Here is a 16,813-nt window from a genome sequence, read left to right on the forward strand (position 1 = left end):
GGTCGCCGTCCGTCTTCCGGGCTCACCGGGCCCTTGTTCGCGAGGGCCCGGCGAGCCGCTGACCTCCTGAAAGAATCGGGGAAAGAACTACCCGCCCACCCACCCTCCCGGCGCCGGAGGGCGGGCGTCACCCGTGCGAGTGACCGGCTTGCAGGCGCGGGACACAGACCGTTACGTTCGCCGCGACAACCTCACACAGACGACGGCCCCCGGCCGGGACGGCAATCCCGATCGAGGGCCTGACCGATCAGGAAGCTCCAACCTTCCCAATGGCTGACTCGCAGTCTAACGCGCCCCTGCGCGCCGACGCCGGAACTCCGATCTCCGGCGTGATCCACGTACGCACCCGGCTGACGGCCGACTTCACGGTGATCTCCAACGCCCTCGCCCAGCGACGCGGCAGCGCGGTCACGATCGGCGTCGCGGCGTACATCGCCTCCCTGCCCGACGGCTCACCCGTGAGCATCGCCGCCCTCTGCGAGCACTTCAGCGAGGGCGAGATCCTCATCTCGCGTGCGCTCAGGGAGCTCGAAGCGGCCGGATACCTGGAGCGCCGCCGCGAGCGGACGCCCACCGGGCAGGTGCGCACCCGGACCTACTTCTACGACGTGCCCGGCGGCCACCCGGCCCCCGACGGGTCGCCGGAGCCGCCCCGCCCCCGGAAGCGGCCCACCCCTGCGGACCCTGCTGTCGCGCCCCGACGGGAGGCGGCGCCCGCTCCCGGTCCCGAGGAGCCCGGCGGCCCGGCGGCCGCACTCGCCGACGCCGACCCGAAGGCCGTCGCCGTCCTGACCACCCTGCGCCGGGTCGACCCCCGCCTCGTCCTGTCCGCGCAGGAGGCCGCCCGCCTGGCGCCGGCCGTCGCCGAGTGGCTGGCGGCCGGTGTCGGACCACGGGAGATCACCGAGCTGCTGACCGCACGGCTCCCCGACCGCTTCCGGGCCCGACCGGCCAGCGTCCTCGCCTTCCGGCTCCGGGAGACTCCGCTGCCCGTGCCACCCCCGGCACCGCTGCCCGAGCCGGGCGAGCGCCCGGCCGTGTTGCCGTTCCAGACCTGCGACGGCTGCGAGCGCGCCTTCCGCGCCCCGGAGCCCGGATACTGCCGAGGCTGCCGTGACCGCCTTGGCGAGGAACACCTGCGTGCGGCCGGCTGAGCCGATGGGCGGGTGTCCGGTTCGCTCCTGGGTGGCAGGCTTGATGTGCGACGATGCGAAACCGGGTACCGAGCAAGACGGCAGGAGGAGGTGGGGCATGGTCGACAGGTTCCGGGACGGACTTCTGACTCCCACGGAAACAGCCTCCTACCTGCAGATCCCGCAGTCGACGCTCCACTCGTGGCTGAAGGGCAGGGCCGCCGGGGCGCCCCTGGTCCACCAGGTCGAGCCGCCGCGCAAGGGGCAGCCCTCGGTGCCGTTCATCGCGGTGGCCGAGGCGCACGCCCTTCGTTCCCTGCGATCCCTGGGGCTCCGGATGAGCGAGATCGAGGAAGCCGCCGCCGCCGTACGGGACGCCTTCGCCACCCCGTACGGCCTCGTGTCGAAGCGGATCGCGACCGACGGCGTGGACATCTTCATCGAGCACGGCCTCGGCGATCTCCGCAGGGCCCGGGACGGTCAGGCGCCCATCCACGAAGTGGTCTCCGACTACCTTCGCTACCTGAACTGGGAGCCCGACGACGATTTCCCCTCCAGTCTGCGGCTCAGGCAGTACCCGGACTCCGTACCTGTCGTGATCGACCCGAGGTTCGGTCACGGGAGGCCCGTCGTGGCCGCCAACCGTGTCGCGGTCAATGCCATCACCGACCTCTGGGAGGCCGGGGAGAGCGTCGAGGACATCGCGTACGACTTCGACATGACGCCCGAGCAGGTGGACGAGCTGTGCCGGGCAGTGGTGCGCCTTGCCGCCTGAATTCTTCCTCGACCGCAATCTCGGACGTCGGGTCGCGGAAGGGCTGAGGGCGTGCGGCTGGTCCGTTCACCGCATCGGTGACGTCTTTCCCGACGACGGACAGGATGTCGCCGATGAGGAGTGGATCGCGTACGGTCTCGATCAGTCGTGGGTTCCGCTGTCGAAGGACGGCCGGATCAAGAGCAGGGACCTGGAGATCCGACCGGTTCTGGAGCGTGAGGCGGTGCTGTTCTACCTCGACAACCAGCAGCTGCGCAGTGTCGAGATGGTCGAACGGCTCGACGCACACCGCGAGGCGATCCATCGGGCAGTTGGCAGGGGCGGTCCCGCCGCCTACGCGGTACGACGCGACCGCGTGGAGCGCACCTGGCCGCCCTGATCGATTCGGCGGACGGCACGGACTCGGACCGCCCGCCGTGATCCCGTCTACTTCGCGGCGGGCGCCCACAAGGCTGCCACGATCTCCATCTGCTTGAGGACGAGGTCGACCGCCTCCCGCTCCTCCTCCGGCGGGTAGTCGAACATCGCCAGTACGCGGCGGATGCGGGTGCGGAGCTTGGCGCGGACGGGTTCCCGGGAGAGCCAGTCGACGGAGAGGTTCTTGCGGATGTCGGCCACGAGGGCACGGGCGATCTTGGCGAGGGTGTCCTGGCCGCCCTCCATCAGCTCGGCCATGTCGCGGTGGGCGACGGCGTCGTAGAAGGCCAGCTCGGCGTGGTTGAGCGGGGGGTCGAACCGCTCGCCGCGGCGGGCCTCCGCCGACACCTCCCGCGCCAGGGCGGCGAGTTCGGCGATGACCTGGGCGCTGGTGAGCTGCTGGAGCATGTAGCGCCTCATCAGGTCGTCCAGGCGCTCGGCGAAGCTCTCGTTGCGGACGACGTTGTGCTTGGTCACCTCGCGCATCTTCTGCTGTATCATGCGGCGCAGCGCCTCGGTGACCAGGTGCGGGGTCTCGGAGTTCTCCAGCTTGCGCAGTTGCGCCTCGTTGAGGCGGGTGATGTCCAGCCGCCCGATCCCGGCCTCCGCGTACAGGTCGGTGATCTCGTCGGCGTCGACGACGGAGGCCGCCAGGGCCTGGAGGTAGCGCTGGACCTCGGCGCTGAGCGGCTCCCCGGTCGCCTCGCGCCGGGCCGCGTCGATCTTAATCATCCAGGCCCGGACCTCGCTGAAGAAGGCGATGTCGCGACGCCAGTCGTCCAGTTCCGCGCAGCGCTCGGCGATCTCGCGGCTCATCGCGCACAGGCGGTAGAAGCGGTCGAGCCGGGCGGCGCTGTCCTTGAAGCGGACGGAGAGCGGCTTGGCACCGGGTTCGACCTTGTTGCCCGGGTTCTTCGGGTCCAGCAGGAAGTCGGCGGTCAGGCGCAGGGCGCGGATGCGGGTGTCGGGACGGCCGGTGTCGGCCAGCCACTCCCTCCAGTGGCACCCGGCCAGCAGGCCCTTGATCGTGGACAGCTCGTTCTTGACCTCGGTGATGGCCCGCTCGATGTCCGCGCCGAGCGTCTGGTCCTTGCGGTCCTGGTCCGAGTACTCGCGCAGGGCCTTGGCGAGGTTGTCGGTGAGCGGTGCGTAGCCGACGAGGAGGCCGTCCTGCTTGCCGCGGAAACGGCGGTTGACGCGGGCGAGGGCCTGCATCAGGTTGGCGCCCTGCATCGGGCGGTCCATGTACAGGGTGTGGATGGGCGGCGCGTCGTAGCCGGTCAGCAGCATCGAGTGGACGATCAGCAGCTCCAGCTCGTCGTCCGGGTCCTTGGCCCGGGCCTGGACGACCTTCTGCTGGGACGGGCGGAGAGCGTGCGCGCGCAAGTGCGGCTCGTCGGAGGGATCGCTGTGGAAGACGATCTTCATGACACCCTGGTCGGCCTCCTTGCCGACCCAGTCCGGCCGCCGCTCGGCCAGCGCGTCGAAGAGCCGCACGCAAATGTCCCGCGTCATGCAGACGACCATCGCCTTGCCGGGCCCGCCGAGGTCCGGCTTGACCAGCTCCCGGCGCGCCTCCCAGTGCTCGATCAGGTCGTCGGCGAGCTTCGCTATCCGGTCAGGGGCACCGTAGACGGTGTTCATCGCCGTGGCATACCTGATGACGCGGCGGCGCTCGGCGTCGTCCATACCCTCGGTGAGGGTGTTGGCCTGCTCGTCGATCTTGCTCGGGTCGACATCCTCGGGCAGGTCGACCTCGATGACACGCGGCTCGTGGTAGACGCGGACCGTGGCTCCGTCGTCGACGGCACGCTTCAAGTCGTAGACGTCGATGTACTCGCCGAAGACGGCACGGGTATCGGCGTCCGCCTTGGAGATCGGCGTGCCGGTGAAAGCGAGCAGGGTGGCGTACGGGAGGGCGTCGCGCAGGTGGCGGGCGTAGCCGTCGAGGCTGTCGTAGTGCGAACGGTGCGCCTCGTCGACGATGACCAGGATGTTGCGGCGCTCGGAGAGGAGGGGGTGGGACTTGCCGGCGTCCTTCTCCTCCTTGCTCAGGCCGAACTTCTGGAGGGTGGTGAAGAGGATCCCGCCGACAGTGCGCTCCTTCAGTGCGGCGCGCAGCTCCTCACGGGTGTCGAACTGGTGGGCCTTCTGCTGGAGGAGGGTCTCGCTGTCCCGGAAGGTGTCGAAGAGCTGGTCGTCGAGGTCGGTGCGGTCGGTGACGATGACGATGGTGGGGTTGTTCAGGGCGGGGTGGCGGGAGACCAGCGCAGCCGTCTCCACCATCTCCTCCGACTTTCCCGCACCCTGCGTGTGCCAGACGACGCCGGCCTGTCCGGTGCCGCGAGACGCCTCGACGACCGCGTCCACCGCCTTGTTGACCGCGAAATACTGGTGCGGCTTCGCGATGCGCTTGCCGGAGAGGGGCTCGCCCGGCCTGGGCGGGGGGAAGTTGACGAAGTTGCGGGTGAGGGAGAGGAACCGCTCCTGCGTGAACAGGCCGTGGAGGGCGAGCGTGAGCGCGTCCAGGCCGTCGTAGCCGGGAGCGTTGGTGTCGACGGGCTTGCCCTCGTGGTCGACGTTCCAGGGCGCGAAGTGCTCGTACGGCGTGAAGATCGTGCCGTACTTGGCGGTTATGCCGTCCGAGACGAGGCAGAGGACGTTGTAGCGGAACGCGATCGGGAACTCCGAGACGTACGTCTGGAGCTGGGCGTGCGCCGACTTGACGGTCGCGTTCTCGTCGGAGGCGCTCTTCAGCTCGACGACGGCGAGGGGGAGGCCGTTGACGTACAGGACGATGTCGAAGCGGCGGTGACTGCCGTCGGCTTCCCGGACGGTGACCTGGTTGACGGCGAGGTAGCTGTTCGCGTCGGGGTCCGTGAAGTCGACGAGGCGGACGGTCGGGGACTGCTCGGCGCCGAACTCGTCCGTGTACGTCAGGCGGACGCCGGTGGTGAGGTTCTTGTGCGCCTGCCGGTTCTCCGGGTACGCCTCGCGGGACGCGGGGTCGGTGGCGATGCGCATCGCCTCGTGGACGGCGGTGGCGGTCAGCTCCGGGTTCAGCCGCTCGATGGCCGCCTGGAGCTCGTCGTGCAGGATCAGGTCGTCCCAGTCCCGGCGGTGCCCGGTGCCGGGGGCGAGTTCCTTGCCGGCCTTGACCTCCCAGCCGAGCTCGCCGAGTTCATCGAGGGCGAGGTACTCCCAGGTGGACTCGGTCATTTTGGCGTCTAGGTGGGCGGGGGTGGGGGTAGTGGGGTCGCTGGTGCCTCCGGTGGTCATACGGCGTCCTCCACGATTTTCTCGGCGTCACGGACGCGGAGCTTGCCGGACATTAGTTGGGGGAGGAGGGTGTCGCGGAGGGTGGCTAGGGTGCGCGATTCGGCCGCTGCTTGCGCAGCCCTGCCATGCAATGGCGAAACTGCCTGCGCGAACTCGGCAACACCCTGGTCGCTCGCCAACCGGATCGGCATAGCCTTGAAATTCTTGCGACTCAGCTCCAGGAAAGTCGACCCGTTAGCCAGGCTGATCATTTCATCCACGCGAGATCGCATCTCGTGCAGCAGCCACCATCGCAACTCTTCGGACGGCGGCAGGACAACAATAAACCCCTGATTTACCGCAGCAGGCATCTGAGGCAGAGCAAAAGCTCCGATCGTTGCACGAGAGGTCATGAAAATGGATTGCGCTGGATAGAGCTGAGATGCACAGTTCTTCAGCCCTTCGCTCGTGATGGTCCTGCCGGTTGCAAATAGGTACGGCGCAGACAGGGCGGTCACGTCAGTTGGAGTGGCCCAAGCAATCCCCCCACCCCAGTATTCTTCTTTCTTCGTACTGGGCGTCCCTCCGCCGACAACAGTCGCTACCGAACCGAACGTCTCGGGCCCGAAGTCCAACTCTTGCATCGCACAGGAGTAATGGGCGTCCGCTAGCTCAAGGGCCACAGTCGCGATGCGCTCGTTCACCGCAATCTTGTCGTCTAGCGCCCCGAGCATCTCCACAACCGCGTCTTGTTCCGCTCTTGCGGGAACCGGCACTTCCTCGGTATCCGCGAAACGCGTGAATTGAAATCGGGCTACACCTGTATGCTGGACCTGATGGATCCACATATCTCCACTGTTGTACAAGTCCTGCAAGTACCAGAAGATGAAGCGTGGATTTACCTTCTGGTGATCAACCCTGAGGAAACGCGCAAAGCTAGCACAACTCACGTCCCCAGTGAAGAGATCAAGAAGCCGCTTGGTAACAAGGAGCGTGCGCCCCGTCGGGCGGTCACGAGTTCCCCCTGCTGTCTCAATCAAAATGTCATCCGGCTGAAGAAGGCGGCGATGCGCCGTCCTCTCCGAGAAGTATCTAAGCGGAACGCTCGCCACGTTCCCGAGACGCGATGAGGGAAAATCCGTTCCACGAATGGCATGTACCGGTACATAGCCGGGCGCAGGCTCCCCCTTCCCCCAGTCCCCGTCCTTCGTGTCGATCAACAATTCACGCAAAGGCACGGTTTTCCGCTCAGCCATCAATCCTCCCCAACTGCTCCCGCACCACAGCATCCAGCCGAGCCGACTCCTCAAGTTGCTCGAACAGCTCCTTTGTCAGCCGGGCGATCCGTTCCTCCACCGGCTCCGCGTCTGGATCTTCCTCAACCTCCGCGGCCCCTACGTACCGCCCCGGCGTCAACACATAGTCGTGCTTCTCGATCTCCTCGATCGTCGCGCTGTAGCAGTAGCCCGGAACGTCCTCGTAAGTGAGGCCCTTGGCCTTCGCCGACTTGGTGCCTCTCCACGCGTGATACGTGTCGGAAATCTTCTCCAAGTCCTGATCGGTGAACCTGCGCTCGGTCTTGTCGACCATCGTGCCCATCGACCGCGCGTCGATGAATAGGACCTGGCTTCGACGATCGTCAAGCGCCTTCGTACCCTGCGGGGACTTGTCCTTCGTCAGGAACCACAGGCATGCCGGAATCGCCGTCGTACGAAACAGGTTGCCCGGGAGCGCGATCATGCAGGAGACCAGATCTGCCTCGACCATCGCCGCTCGGACCTCGCCCTCGCCCGACTGCTTGGACGACATCGAGCCGTTGGACAGGACCACGCCCGCGCTGCCCCTGTCCCCCAGCTTCGACACGATGTGCTGGAGCCAGGCGTAATTGGCGTTCGACTGGGGCGGAACCCCGTACTTCCAGCGCCGGTCGTCCGTCTTCCTCGCCCAGTCGGACATGTTGAAGGGCGGGTTGGCCATCACGAAGTCGGCCTTGAGGTCGGGCAGCTTGTCGTCCGCGAACGTGTCCGCCCAGCGGTCGCCGACGCCCTTGGGGTCCATGCCGTGGATGGCGAGGTTCATCTTGGCCAGGCGCCAGGTGCGCTCGTTGGCCTCCTGGCCGTAGATCGCCAGGTCGTGCGTGTGATCCTTGCCCTTCCGCCGCGCCACGAACTTGCCGCTCTGCACGAACATGCCGCCCGAGCCGCACGCCGGGTCGTACACCCGCCCCTCGTACGGTTCCAGCACTTCGACGATCAGGCGGACCACGCTCGCCGGGGTGTAGAACTCGCCGGCCCGCTTGCCCTCGGCGCGGGCGAACTTCTCCAGGAAGTACTCGTACGTCTCCCCCAGTACGTCCTGCGCCGGGCGGTCGCCGTGCCCCGTGAAGCGGGCGTCGCTGATGAGGTCGACGAGTTCCTTCAGGCGGTTCTGGTCGACGTTGTCGCGGTTGAAGATCTTCGGGAGGACGCCGGTGAGGGCCTTGTTGGCCTTCATCACCTCGTCCATGGCCGTGTCGAGGAGCGCGCCGACACCGCCCTCCGCGCTGGCAGCGTTCTCCGAGATGTAGTCCCAGCGGGCGGTCGGGGGCACCCAGAAGACGTTCTTCTCGGTGTACTCGTCCTTCTCCTCCAGGAAGGACGCCCGGCGGTGCTCGGGGATCTGGGCCAGCTCCGGGTCGGCGGCCAGCTCGTCGCGGCGCTCGGCGAAGGCGTCCGAGACGTACTTCAGGAAGACCAGGCCGAGCACGAACTCCTTGTACTGGGCGGCGTCCATGGAACCGCGGAGCTTGTCCGCGGCCTTCCACAGGATGTCCTGGATCTCCTTGGTGCTGGAGACACTGAGCAGTTCGCCCTGTCCGGCGGCTGCTGCGGCTCGCTTGCGGGGAGGCATCGTTCCTTCTTCCAATCAACCAATGGGCAAATTACGTACGGTCGGCACGTCGCCCAGCGTGAGCGTGCCGTCCGCCAGGCCGGCGATGGTCAAGCTGCGGGCCTCGGCGAGGGCGTCGGCCTGGGCGCGCAGCAGGCATTCCCGGTGTTCGATCTCGGCCAGCAGGGCGTCGAAGCGCCGCACCTCGCCGGGGGTGAGGTCGGGGAGCTGGTAGTCCTCGATGCGGCGGGCGGGGCGTACCGCGCTGAGGCTGCGGCCGGTGCCCCGGGCGGCGCCCAGCAGCGCCGCTAGGACACGCGGCTTCAGCGGGCGATCGGCGTCGGGGTCGACGCGCAGGACGCGGGCCGGGAAGGCGACCACCGAGAAGCCGTCGTGGTCGACGTACAGGGCGAGGCGTGGGGCGAGGGTGTAGACGACGTCGCCGGGCTCGGTGAGTGCCACGCGGTCGTACTCGGTGGCCAGGACCAGCCGGTCGATGCGGCGGGCGCCGACGGGACGTTCGCCAGTGACCTCCTCGGGGCCGATGACCGCGTGGTGGCCGTCCGCCGCAAGGTGGCGGTCGTCGACGCGGTGGCCGGGGAGCCGGATCACCGCACGCCCGGCGATCAGCTTGCCGAGGGTCGTACGCCGGGGCAGGCGGCCCTCACGGCGCAGTACGCCCCCCAGGTAGGGGCCGTGCACGGACTCGTAGGCGCGGGCCTCCGCCGTCGCGCGCTCCAGGCGGGCCTCGGCCTCGGCGATCAGGGCGGGGCGCTCCTTGACCTCGTCGGACCAGATCGTGGCGGCGGGCGGGGCCGGCGGGGTGAGCGGGCCGCCGAAGGCACGGTCGAGGTCGGCGACGGGCACCACGCGGCCATAGCGCGGGTCGTGGCCGTCGAGTTTCCGGAAGCCTTCCGCACGCCAGAGGAGGACGTCCTCGGCGAGCCGCATGCGCACGTCCGCCGTGAGCTCGTCGGCGCTGATGTCGGCGAGTAAGACCTTGCCCTCCGCCTCGCGGACGGGGCCTCGGGTGAGCGTCCACAGGGCGGGGCGGTAGCCGGGGCGGAAGGGCAGGACGCCGCCGGGGAGGGCGATGACGGACTCGACGAGGTTGGCGCGCAGGAGGGCCGAGCGGAGCCGGGACGCCTCGGTGTCCTTGAGTGCGTCCACGAGCGCGTCGGCAGGGCCCAGGACGAGGGCCGTGCAGCCGGGACGGAGGAGGTCGGCGACCCGCTCGACCTCCTCCAGAGCGGTCAGGACGGAACGCGTCTCGCCGGGTCGATAGGGGAGCTGGGTGACGACGAGGTCCGGGTCCGCGAGGTGTTCCTCCAGGTCGGGGCCGGTCTGGACGTCGAGGTCGAGTTCGTCGACACCGGCGAGGAGGAGGCGGCGGCGGGTGATGCGGGCCAGCCGCTCGTCGGGATCGGCTGCGAGGACGGTGACGCGGTCGCGGTCCTCCGTGTCGTCGAGAAGCGCGGCGAGCAGGTCGCCGGCGCGGGCGTGCGGGTCGGCGAGGGTGAGGGACTCGCCGTGCTCCAGCCGGAAGCGTAGGTCGGTGAGCTGGGTGAGCAGGCGCCGCAGCTCGGGAACGGCGGCGTCGGCGGCGAGGGAGTCCAGGCCGAGGCGGGAGCGTGCGGCGAGCAGCCACTCGTAGGCGCCGTGCTCGTCGTAGGCGGCCTCGACGAGGTCCTCGGCGAGGCGGACGAGCGGGGCCGCGGTGGCGTCGAGGGAGCTCAGTTCCCGCAGGACGAAATCGTCCTCCGCGTCGATGCGTTCGGCGCGGTGCAGCACGGCGGACCACAGGGTGCCGTCGGCTTCGGCCTCGTCCGGCGAGCCGTTCGTGCCGTCGGTCAGCGGGCGGCCGTCGAGCCGGCGCAGGCACAGCAGGCTTCCCAGCGTCTCGACCAGCTGCCACGGCGTGAACCGGTCCCGCAGCGCGACGATGCCGAAGAGGGCCAGCTCGGAGCGGAGTTCCGCCGGAGCGGCGTTGCCCAGGCCGGACGTGATCAGCCAGTCGGCCACCTGTGCACCGTTGAAGAGCGGCCTTCCCGAGTTCTGGGACACGGCCGCGGGGAAGTCCCGGTGGCGGCGCCGCCAGGTGGACACGACCGGCCGCTTCACCCGCGCGAACGCGGCGATCTCGGACATCGAGACCAGGAGAGGTGCCGGAGAACGTAGTGTCGCGTCCGGCGTACCAGTGACCATGGTTTCCCCGTTTCCTCTCTCGTCCGTGTCAGGTGCTCCGACCCCGCCGGGCGGGCCCTGTACGCGCGGCGGCTCTGCTGTGTCAGCGGGTGCTCGCCTGGTGCCTCAGAACGATACGACGTTTCTGAGGCGCGACACGGTACGGGCTGCGATAACGGGGGTTATCGAAGAAACCTGCCCGGCCACGATCCTTGGGACCATTTCCCGCCATGCCCCAGGGCCTATCAGATGCCCGTGGCACAGCGTGGGTCTGTTGTCACCTGCGGTCGAAAGGGGCTCACTGTCTGCTGCAGTGGTTGTTCAACGTGCTCCTCGGGTCCACACCGTCTGGAACTGCGGCCGTGATGGCTTCCAGCGGATCCCCCGGAAGCCGAGCACGCGCTTGAGACCATAGCCGCGGGGACGGACAACGGACCTGTCGGTGAATGGTCTCTTCATAGGCGCGCACGTCGGTGTGGTGCGCCGGATGTACTGACCGCGTGCGCGCGGGGTTCGGGTGTTGCCTGCCGTGCGCCCTCCCCTGCGTCTGCGAAGCCACGCACGCTGGACATCGACAGGTGGCACTGGACTACCGGGGGTTGACGGTGGGCGAGTGGAAGCAAGGGAAGTGCGGTTGGCCAAAGGCGGCCGGCGGTCGTTGCCAGAACAAGACACTGAAGGGCACTTCGCGCTGCTACTTACACCAAGGCGACTGGACGAAGCGCGGCCAAGCCGAGCTGAAGAAGAGGGCGAGCAAGCGGCGCAAGAAGTGAGCTGGAGCCGCGGGGTGGGTGTCTCACTGTGGGACAGCGGCGACGGACCACCGCGAACGCCTGCGGGCCATCAACACCGAGGGGGTAGTGGGTTCAGTTGCTGCTCCGCGCCGAATCCGCGTGCCCGGCGTCAAGCGAGGGCAGGGGAGAGCAGTAGCACGAACAGGGCGATGGGTGAGAGCAACATCGTCGACATGTGCGCGAGCAGAGCTTTCGGCATGCGCAACACGGCGAAGGACGCCGCGCCTATCACCAGCCAGCCGACGTACAGCTTCCGGGCGGACTGCCAAGCGGCGGTCTCCTCCGCCCGGGTGGTGGGCTCCGTACCGATGGCCCCTATGGACGCCAGGAGCAGCGCCGCACACACAAGCAGGTCACCGAGAACGACGATCGCAGCCACAGGCCCGCCCGTGAGCTTGGTCTGGACCCAGGATCGTATAGCGCTCATGAGATCGAGAGCCTACCCATGTCCACAACGGACCCGTGATCACGGCGGCATGCTCGCGTGTACGTCAGCGGAGTCGGCGGCGCTAGGTCGTGGGGATCTCGGCCCATACCGTTTTGCCCAGCGGGTGGCGGGGGTGGGTGCCCCAGTGGTGGGCGAGGGCGTTGATCAGGAACAGGCCGCGGCCTGATTCGCCCTCGGGGCAGTGCGGGGGTGCTGTGGTCGGGGGGTGTTTTTCCGTTGCCGCGTCCGTGACCTCGATTCTGAGCAGGGACGTTGCCGGGTCGAGGGTGAGAGTGAGGGTGAAGTCTCGGCCCCTTACGTGGCCGTGGCGTACCGCGTTCGCCGTCAGTTCGCCGACGATCAGGGCCGTCGTGCCGGACGTGTCCGATGTCGGGGCGTGGCCCCAGTCCGCCAACTGCCGGACGGCGAAGTGGCGGGCCCGTCGGGCGCCTTTCGGGGAGGAGGGGAACTGGGCCCTTGTGGTGGTGGTTGCTGGCGGCACGGTGGTTCGTCCTTGGGGTTGGGCTCAAGTGTGTGCGGTGCGCGCTTCAGTTGTTACGTTCCGCAGTCAAGGGTCCTCGGGTGGCTCTACGGTTGGTAGGGGGCGCAGCTTTACCTTTCGCTTCGTAAGGAACGGACGTGACGCCTTGGCCGAACCCATTGATCCCAGCTCGTCCATGGCCGCGTTGTTCGGGGCGCGGGTGCGGCGGTTGCGGCTCGCCGCCGGGATGACTCAGGCCGAACTCGGGGCCAAGACGCATGTCGTCAGCAGTCGGATCGCCCAGATCGAGCGGGTGTGCGGGGCCCGGCCCACGTTGGAGCTGGCGCGCGCGCTGGATCGCGTACTCGGTGCGGATGAGTTGCTGGTCGAGTTGTGGCCCTATGTGTATCGGGAGATGTTCCCGGACTGGGCTCGTGTGTTCATTCAGTTGTCGGAGCAGGCCACGGTGATCGGGCAGTACGCAGGTCATGTGGTGCCGGGGCTGTTGCAGACGGAGGCTTATGCGCGGGCTGTGCTGAGTCTGGACGTACGGCTCAGTGGTGAGGAGCAGTTGGAGGAGCGGGTCTCGGCCCGGTTGGAGCGGCAGCATCGGCTGTGGTCGGCGGAGCGGCCGGAGTTGTGGGTCGTCCTGGATGAGGCGGTGCTGCGGCGGCCGGTGGGTGGGGCGTCGGTGATGCGGGAGCAGCTTGCTCGGCTGCTGAGCGTCGCCGGTGAGCGTCACATCACCTTGCAGGTGCTGCCGTTCGACCAGGGCGGACATGAGGCGTTGGGCGGGTCGCTGACGGTACTGACCCTGCCGGACGGTTCCGAGGCGGCGTACACGGAAGGCGCGGACTACGGCCAACTCATGGAAGAAACGGCCGAGGTCAGCCGCTACAAGGTGATTTACGATCGGCTGCGGGCGGCAGCCCTGCCCCCGCTCATGTCACTCGACATGATCCGGTCCGCGTTGGAGGGCGATCACCGTGGCGCACACATTCCGTCCGGAGCAGTACGACGGCGGCTGGCGCAGGAGCAGCTACAGCAATCAGGCCGGTGGCGACTGCGTAGAGGTGAAGGACGGAGTCCCCGGGCTCGTCCCCGTGCGTGACAGCAAGGTCGGTGGGGGGAGTGTGGTGGTCGTGGGGAGTGCTGCCTGGGCGGCGTTCATAGGGGCTTTGTCGGCCAGTCCAGTAGGCGGGCTCCGATGACCGCTGTCTGGAGGGTGTAGCGGTGGGTCGGGTCGGTGGGGTCGGCGCCGGTCAGGGCGTGGATGCGGGCGAGGCGGTAGGTGAGGGCGCGGGGGGAGAGGGAGAGGCGGCGGGCCGTTTCGGCGGATACGCAGCCGGTGCCGAAGTAGGCGGTGAGGGTGTCGAGGAGGGGTTGGGGGCCGCCCCGGGCCGCGCGTAGCGGGCCGAGGGTGTTCTCGACCAGGTCGGCCATGGCCTGGCGGTCGCGGGTGAGGACGGGGTAGACGAGGAGGTCGGCGGCGCGCAGGACCGGGGCGTCCAGGTCGAGGCGGTCGGCCAGGTCGAGGGCGTTGAGGGCTTCCTCGTAGGAGTGGACGACGCCGGCGGGGCCGGGCTGGGGGCGGCCGATGGCGACCTGGCCGCCGTCGGTGGCGGCGTACGCCTGCTTGGCGAAGTAGGACAGGACCTCGTCCTGGTCGCCGGGGGCGATGCACACCAGGCGGCCGTCCTTCGTGGTGAGCAGGATGCTGCGGTCGCCGAAGCGGCCGATGAGGGAGCGTTCGACGTCTCGGGGGACCGGGTCGCCGTCGTCGTACGGTGTCCGGCCGCTCGCCACGGCGACGGCGTGCGCGGAGGAGAGGCGCAGGCCGTAGCGTTCGGCGCGTTCGGCGAGGCGGCCCAGGTCGCTGCGGCCGTAGAGCAGGTCGTCGATGAACTCGCGGCGGGCCGCCTCCTCCTGGCGTACGGCGTGCCGCTGGGCGCGTTCGTAGCCCTCGGCGAGGGCGTCGACGGCCTGGGCGGCGGCGGCCAGCACGGTGTCGGGGGTGGAGCCGTTGCCGGTGGGCCAGTGCCGGCGGGTGGCGGCCAGGTGGGCGCCGACCAGGGCGCGCAGGCCCAGGCCGGCCTCGGCGGCACGCTCGCCGAGGGCGCGGCGGGAGTCGAGTTCCTCGCGGGTGAGGCGGCGGCCGGTGGCGGAGGCGTCGGCGAGGATGCGCGCATAGCCCGCCAGATACGGCTCGCAGGCGGTGGTGTTTCCGTACGTCGTCGCCAAGTACCTCGCCCCCTGTGCGCGCCGCGCTCTCCGCCTCTTTCTAGCGCACGGGGATCTGGGTGGCGGGGGTGGGTTCCGGTTCCTCCTGCTGCCGCCGGGTCGTGACGGTCTTCAGGAGGGTGGCCAGGTCGACGCCCGTGGTGGAGGTGAGGAGTTCCATGCCCTGGGCGACGTTGTCGGCGACCGTGCGGGACAGGCGGCTCGCGCCGTCCGTGCTGATCACCGTCATCTTGTCGACGGCGGAGAGGGGTTCCGACGCCTTGGCGACCACCTGGGGCAGGACCTCGATGAGCATCTGGAGGACCGCCGCCTCGCCGTAGCTGCCGAACGCCGCGGCCTTCTTCTCCATCGCCTCGGCCTCGGCCGCGCCCCTGGCGCCGATCGCGGCGGCCTCCGCCTCGCCCTCCAGGCGTACGGCCTCGGCGATCGCCGCGCGGCGGGAGCGTTCGGCCTCGCCCTGCTTGAGGCCCTCCACGGCCTGGGCCTCGGCCAGCGCGCCGCGCCGCTGCTTCTCGCCCTCACCGGTCAGCCGGGCGCGTTCGGCCTCGGCCTGGGCGGCGGCGATCCCGGCGGCGCGCTCGGCCTCCGCCTGCTTCACCCGGGCCACCCGGCGGGCCTCGGCCTCCTGCTCGGCCGCGTACCGCTTGGCGTCGGCGGGCTTGCGGACCTCGGTGTCCAACTGGCGGTCCTTCAGCGCGGCCTGCCGCTCGGCGACCTTCTCCTGCTCGGCGAGGATGTCCTGCTGCCGGGCCGCCTCCGCGAGCGGGCCGGCGGCGTTGGCGCGGGCGGACGCCTGGTCGGTCTCGGCCTTGATCTCGGCCTGCCGCAGGTACAGCGTGCGCTGCGCGACCGCTATCTCCTCCTCGGCCTTGAGGCGGGCCTGCTCGGCCGCCCGCCGGGCCTCGGCCTCGGCGATGTCGGCCTCCTGCTTGGCGCGGGCCGCCTCGGGACGGCCGAGGTCCTCCAGGTACGAGCCCTCGGTGGTGATGTCCTGGATCTGGAACGCGTCCAGCACCAGGCCCTGCCCGGAGAGGCTGGCCTCGGCCTCCTCCGCGACCTGCCCGGCGAAGGCGGCGCGGTCGCGGATGACGTCCTCCACCGACATCCGGCCGACGATCGCGCGCAGCGCGCCGGACAGCACCTCCTGGGTGAAGCCGACGATGCCGTCCTGCTGCATCAGGAAGCGCTGGGCGGCGGCGCGGATGGCGTCCTCCGTGCCGCCCACCTTGACGATGGCCACGCCGTCCAGGTTGGCCTTGACGCCGCGCAGGGTGACCGCGCCGCGTACGGCGACCGGGATGTGCCGGGAGGACAGGTCGAGGGTGAAGCGCTGCTGCACGAACGGCACGACGAAGACGCCGCCGCCGACCACGACCTTCTGGCCGCTGTTGTCGGTGACGATCCGGCCGGTCTCCGGGTCGGTGGAGCGCTTGCCGCGGCGGCCGGTGACGATGAACGCCTCGCTGGGGCCGGCCACCTTGTAGCGGCTGACCACGACAAGGGCCAGTAGTACGAGGAGTACGACGGCTCCGGTCAGTGCGATGAGGACAGGGCTCATGGCGGTTCCCCCTGGTGGTTCGGAGAGGAAGAGGAAGAGGAAGCGGTGTGGGTGTGGGTGTACGTAGGAGGGTGGGGGTCAGTGGTGCACCGGGCGGACGATCACCGACGTCTGGGTCGGGGCCGCCTCCACCCACACCTCGGTGCCGAGGGGCACCGGGGCGGTGCTGCGGGCCGCGCACTTGAGGGGCTGGCCGGCCAGGCGGAGCAGTACCTCGCCGTAGCCGTCGGCCGGGATGGCGGTGACCACCTTGCCGGAGGTGCCGAGGAGGTGGTCCGTGGTGGGGGTGACGGAGGTCTGGTCGCGCATCAGTGCGCGGCTGAGGCGGTACGTCAGCCAGGCCGTGCCGGTGCCGGCCAGGGCGCCGGTGAGGGTGGCGCCGGTGGGGCCGGTGGTGCCGGTGCCGAGGGTTATGGCGGCGGTGAAGCCGGTCATCGCCGTGAATCCGGCGATGACCGGGAGGGACAGCCAGCCGTCGAGGGCGCCGTCCAGTATTCCGTCGAGTACGCCGTCGAAGATCAGCGACAGGGCGAGCAGCACGGTCCCCGTGATGCCCAGGCCGAGAAACCAGGCCATGTGTGCTGCCCCCTCTCGCCCGTCGCTGATCTCCGGTGGGAGGGATCGTTGCATTGGGGGTGGTGGGGGGTCATTGCCGGGATTCGGCAATCTTTACGGGT

General features: G+C 69.4%; 14 protein-coding genes. 5 read left to right on the top strand and 9 right to left on the bottom strand.

Going from position 1 to position 16,813, the window contains the following annotated elements; genetic code table 11:
• Positions 1 to 269: 269 nt before the first annotated feature.
• The 3 genes from IE316_RS05045 to IE316_RS05055 all read left to right on the top strand — a co-directional run bounded on the left by IE316_RS05045 (position 270) and on the right by IE316_RS05055 (position 2,287).
• Positions 270 to 1,154, top strand: a complete 885-nt coding sequence (locus IE316_RS05045) for a hypothetical protein (RefSeq protein ID WP_190202898.1) — start codon at positions 270 to 272, stop codon at positions 1,152 to 1,154.
• A gap of 97 nt (positions 1,155 to 1,251) precedes the next feature.
• Entirely contained in the window at positions 1,252 to 1,908 is a 657-nt protein-coding gene (locus tag IE316_RS05050; protein ID WP_190202899.1) for a DUF433 domain-containing protein, read from the top strand.
• On the top strand, positions 1,898 to 2,287 hold the full coding sequence (locus IE316_RS05055; protein ID WP_190202900.1) for a PIN-like domain-containing protein: 390 nt from the start codon (positions 1,898 to 1,900) through the stop codon (positions 2,285 to 2,287). The genes IE316_RS05050 and IE316_RS05055 overlap by 11 nt, the downstream gene beginning before the upstream one ends.
• A 47-nt stretch (positions 2,288 to 2,334) precedes the next feature.
• On the opposite strand, the gene IE316_RS05060 is transcribed toward IE316_RS05055, so the two are convergent.
• The 6 genes from IE316_RS05060 to IE316_RS05085 all read right to left on the bottom strand — a co-directional run bounded on the left by IE316_RS05060 (position 2,335) and on the right by IE316_RS05085 (position 12,358).
• A complete protein-coding gene (locus tag IE316_RS05060) occupies positions 2,335 to 5,604 on the bottom strand; it encodes a type I restriction endonuclease subunit R (protein ID WP_190202901.1) in 3,270 nt (1,089 codons plus the stop codon).
• Complete coding sequence (locus IE316_RS05065) at positions 5,601 to 6,839, bottom strand: restriction endonuclease subunit S (protein WP_190202902.1); 1,239 nt, start codon at positions 6,837 to 6,839, stop codon at positions 5,601 to 5,603. The genes IE316_RS05060 and IE316_RS05065 overlap by 4 nt, the downstream gene beginning before the upstream one ends.
• On the bottom strand, positions 6,832 to 8,472 hold the full coding sequence (locus IE316_RS05070; RefSeq protein WP_190202903.1) for a class I SAM-dependent DNA methyltransferase: 1,641 nt from the start codon (positions 8,470 to 8,472) through the stop codon (positions 6,832 to 6,834). The genes IE316_RS05065 and IE316_RS05070 overlap by 8 nt, the downstream gene beginning before the upstream one ends.
• Before the next feature lie 15 nt (positions 8,473 to 8,487).
• Entirely contained in the window at positions 8,488 to 10,599 is a 2,112-nt protein-coding gene (locus tag IE316_RS05075) for an amino acid adenylation domain-containing protein (RefSeq protein ID WP_190202904.1), read from the bottom strand.
• A gap of 939 nt (positions 10,600 to 11,538) precedes the next feature.
• Positions 11,539 to 11,856 (bottom strand): hypothetical protein, encoded by a 318-nt coding sequence (locus tag IE316_RS05080; RefSeq protein WP_190202905.1) that lies wholly within the window; start codon positions 11,854 to 11,856, stop codon positions 11,539 to 11,541.
• 82 nt (positions 11,857 to 11,938) lie between these two features.
• Entirely contained in the window at positions 11,939 to 12,358 is a 420-nt protein-coding gene (locus tag IE316_RS05085) for an ATP-binding protein (protein WP_190202906.1), read from the bottom strand.
• Positions 12,359 to 12,533: 175 nt separating this feature from the next.
• On the opposite strand from IE316_RS05085, the gene IE316_RS05090 reads away from it, so the two are divergent.
• A complete protein-coding gene (locus tag IE316_RS05090; protein WP_190203281.1) occupies positions 12,534 to 13,448 on the top strand; it encodes a helix-turn-helix domain-containing protein in 915 nt (304 codons plus the stop codon).
• Positions 13,411 to 13,548: a DUF397 domain-containing protein gene (locus IE316_RS35315; RefSeq protein ID WP_308438892.1), complete on the top strand. Its 138-nt coding sequence runs from the start codon at positions 13,411 to 13,413 to the stop codon at positions 13,546 to 13,548. The genes IE316_RS05090 and IE316_RS35315 overlap by 38 nt, the downstream gene beginning before the upstream one ends.
• On the opposite strand, the gene IE316_RS05095 is transcribed toward IE316_RS35315, so the two are convergent.
• The 3 genes from IE316_RS05095 to IE316_RS05105 all read right to left on the bottom strand — a co-directional run bounded on the left by IE316_RS05095 (position 13,505) and on the right by IE316_RS05105 (position 16,712).
• Positions 13,505 to 14,578: a PucR family transcriptional regulator gene (locus tag IE316_RS05095; protein WP_190202907.1), complete on the bottom strand. Its 1,074-nt coding sequence runs from the start codon at positions 14,576 to 14,578 to the stop codon at positions 13,505 to 13,507. The two genes, IE316_RS35315 and IE316_RS05095, sit on opposite strands and share 44 nt — an antisense overlap.
• 40 nt (positions 14,579 to 14,618) lie before the next feature.
• Positions 14,619 to 16,136, bottom strand: coding sequence for a flotillin family protein (locus IE316_RS05100; protein WP_190202908.1), 1,518 nt, complete (start codon positions 16,134 to 16,136; stop codon positions 14,619 to 14,621).
• 78 nt (positions 16,137 to 16,214) lie between these two features.
• Positions 16,215 to 16,712: an NfeD C-terminal domain-containing protein gene (locus IE316_RS05105; protein ID WP_190202909.1), complete on the bottom strand. Its 498-nt coding sequence runs from the start codon at positions 16,710 to 16,712 to the stop codon at positions 16,215 to 16,217.
• Positions 16,713 to 16,813: the final 101 nt, after the last annotated feature.

The organism is Streptomyces fumanus (assembly GCF_014655295.1).
Taxonomy (GTDB): Bacteria; Actinomycetota; Actinomycetes; order Streptomycetales; family Streptomycetaceae; genus Streptomyces; species Streptomyces fumanus.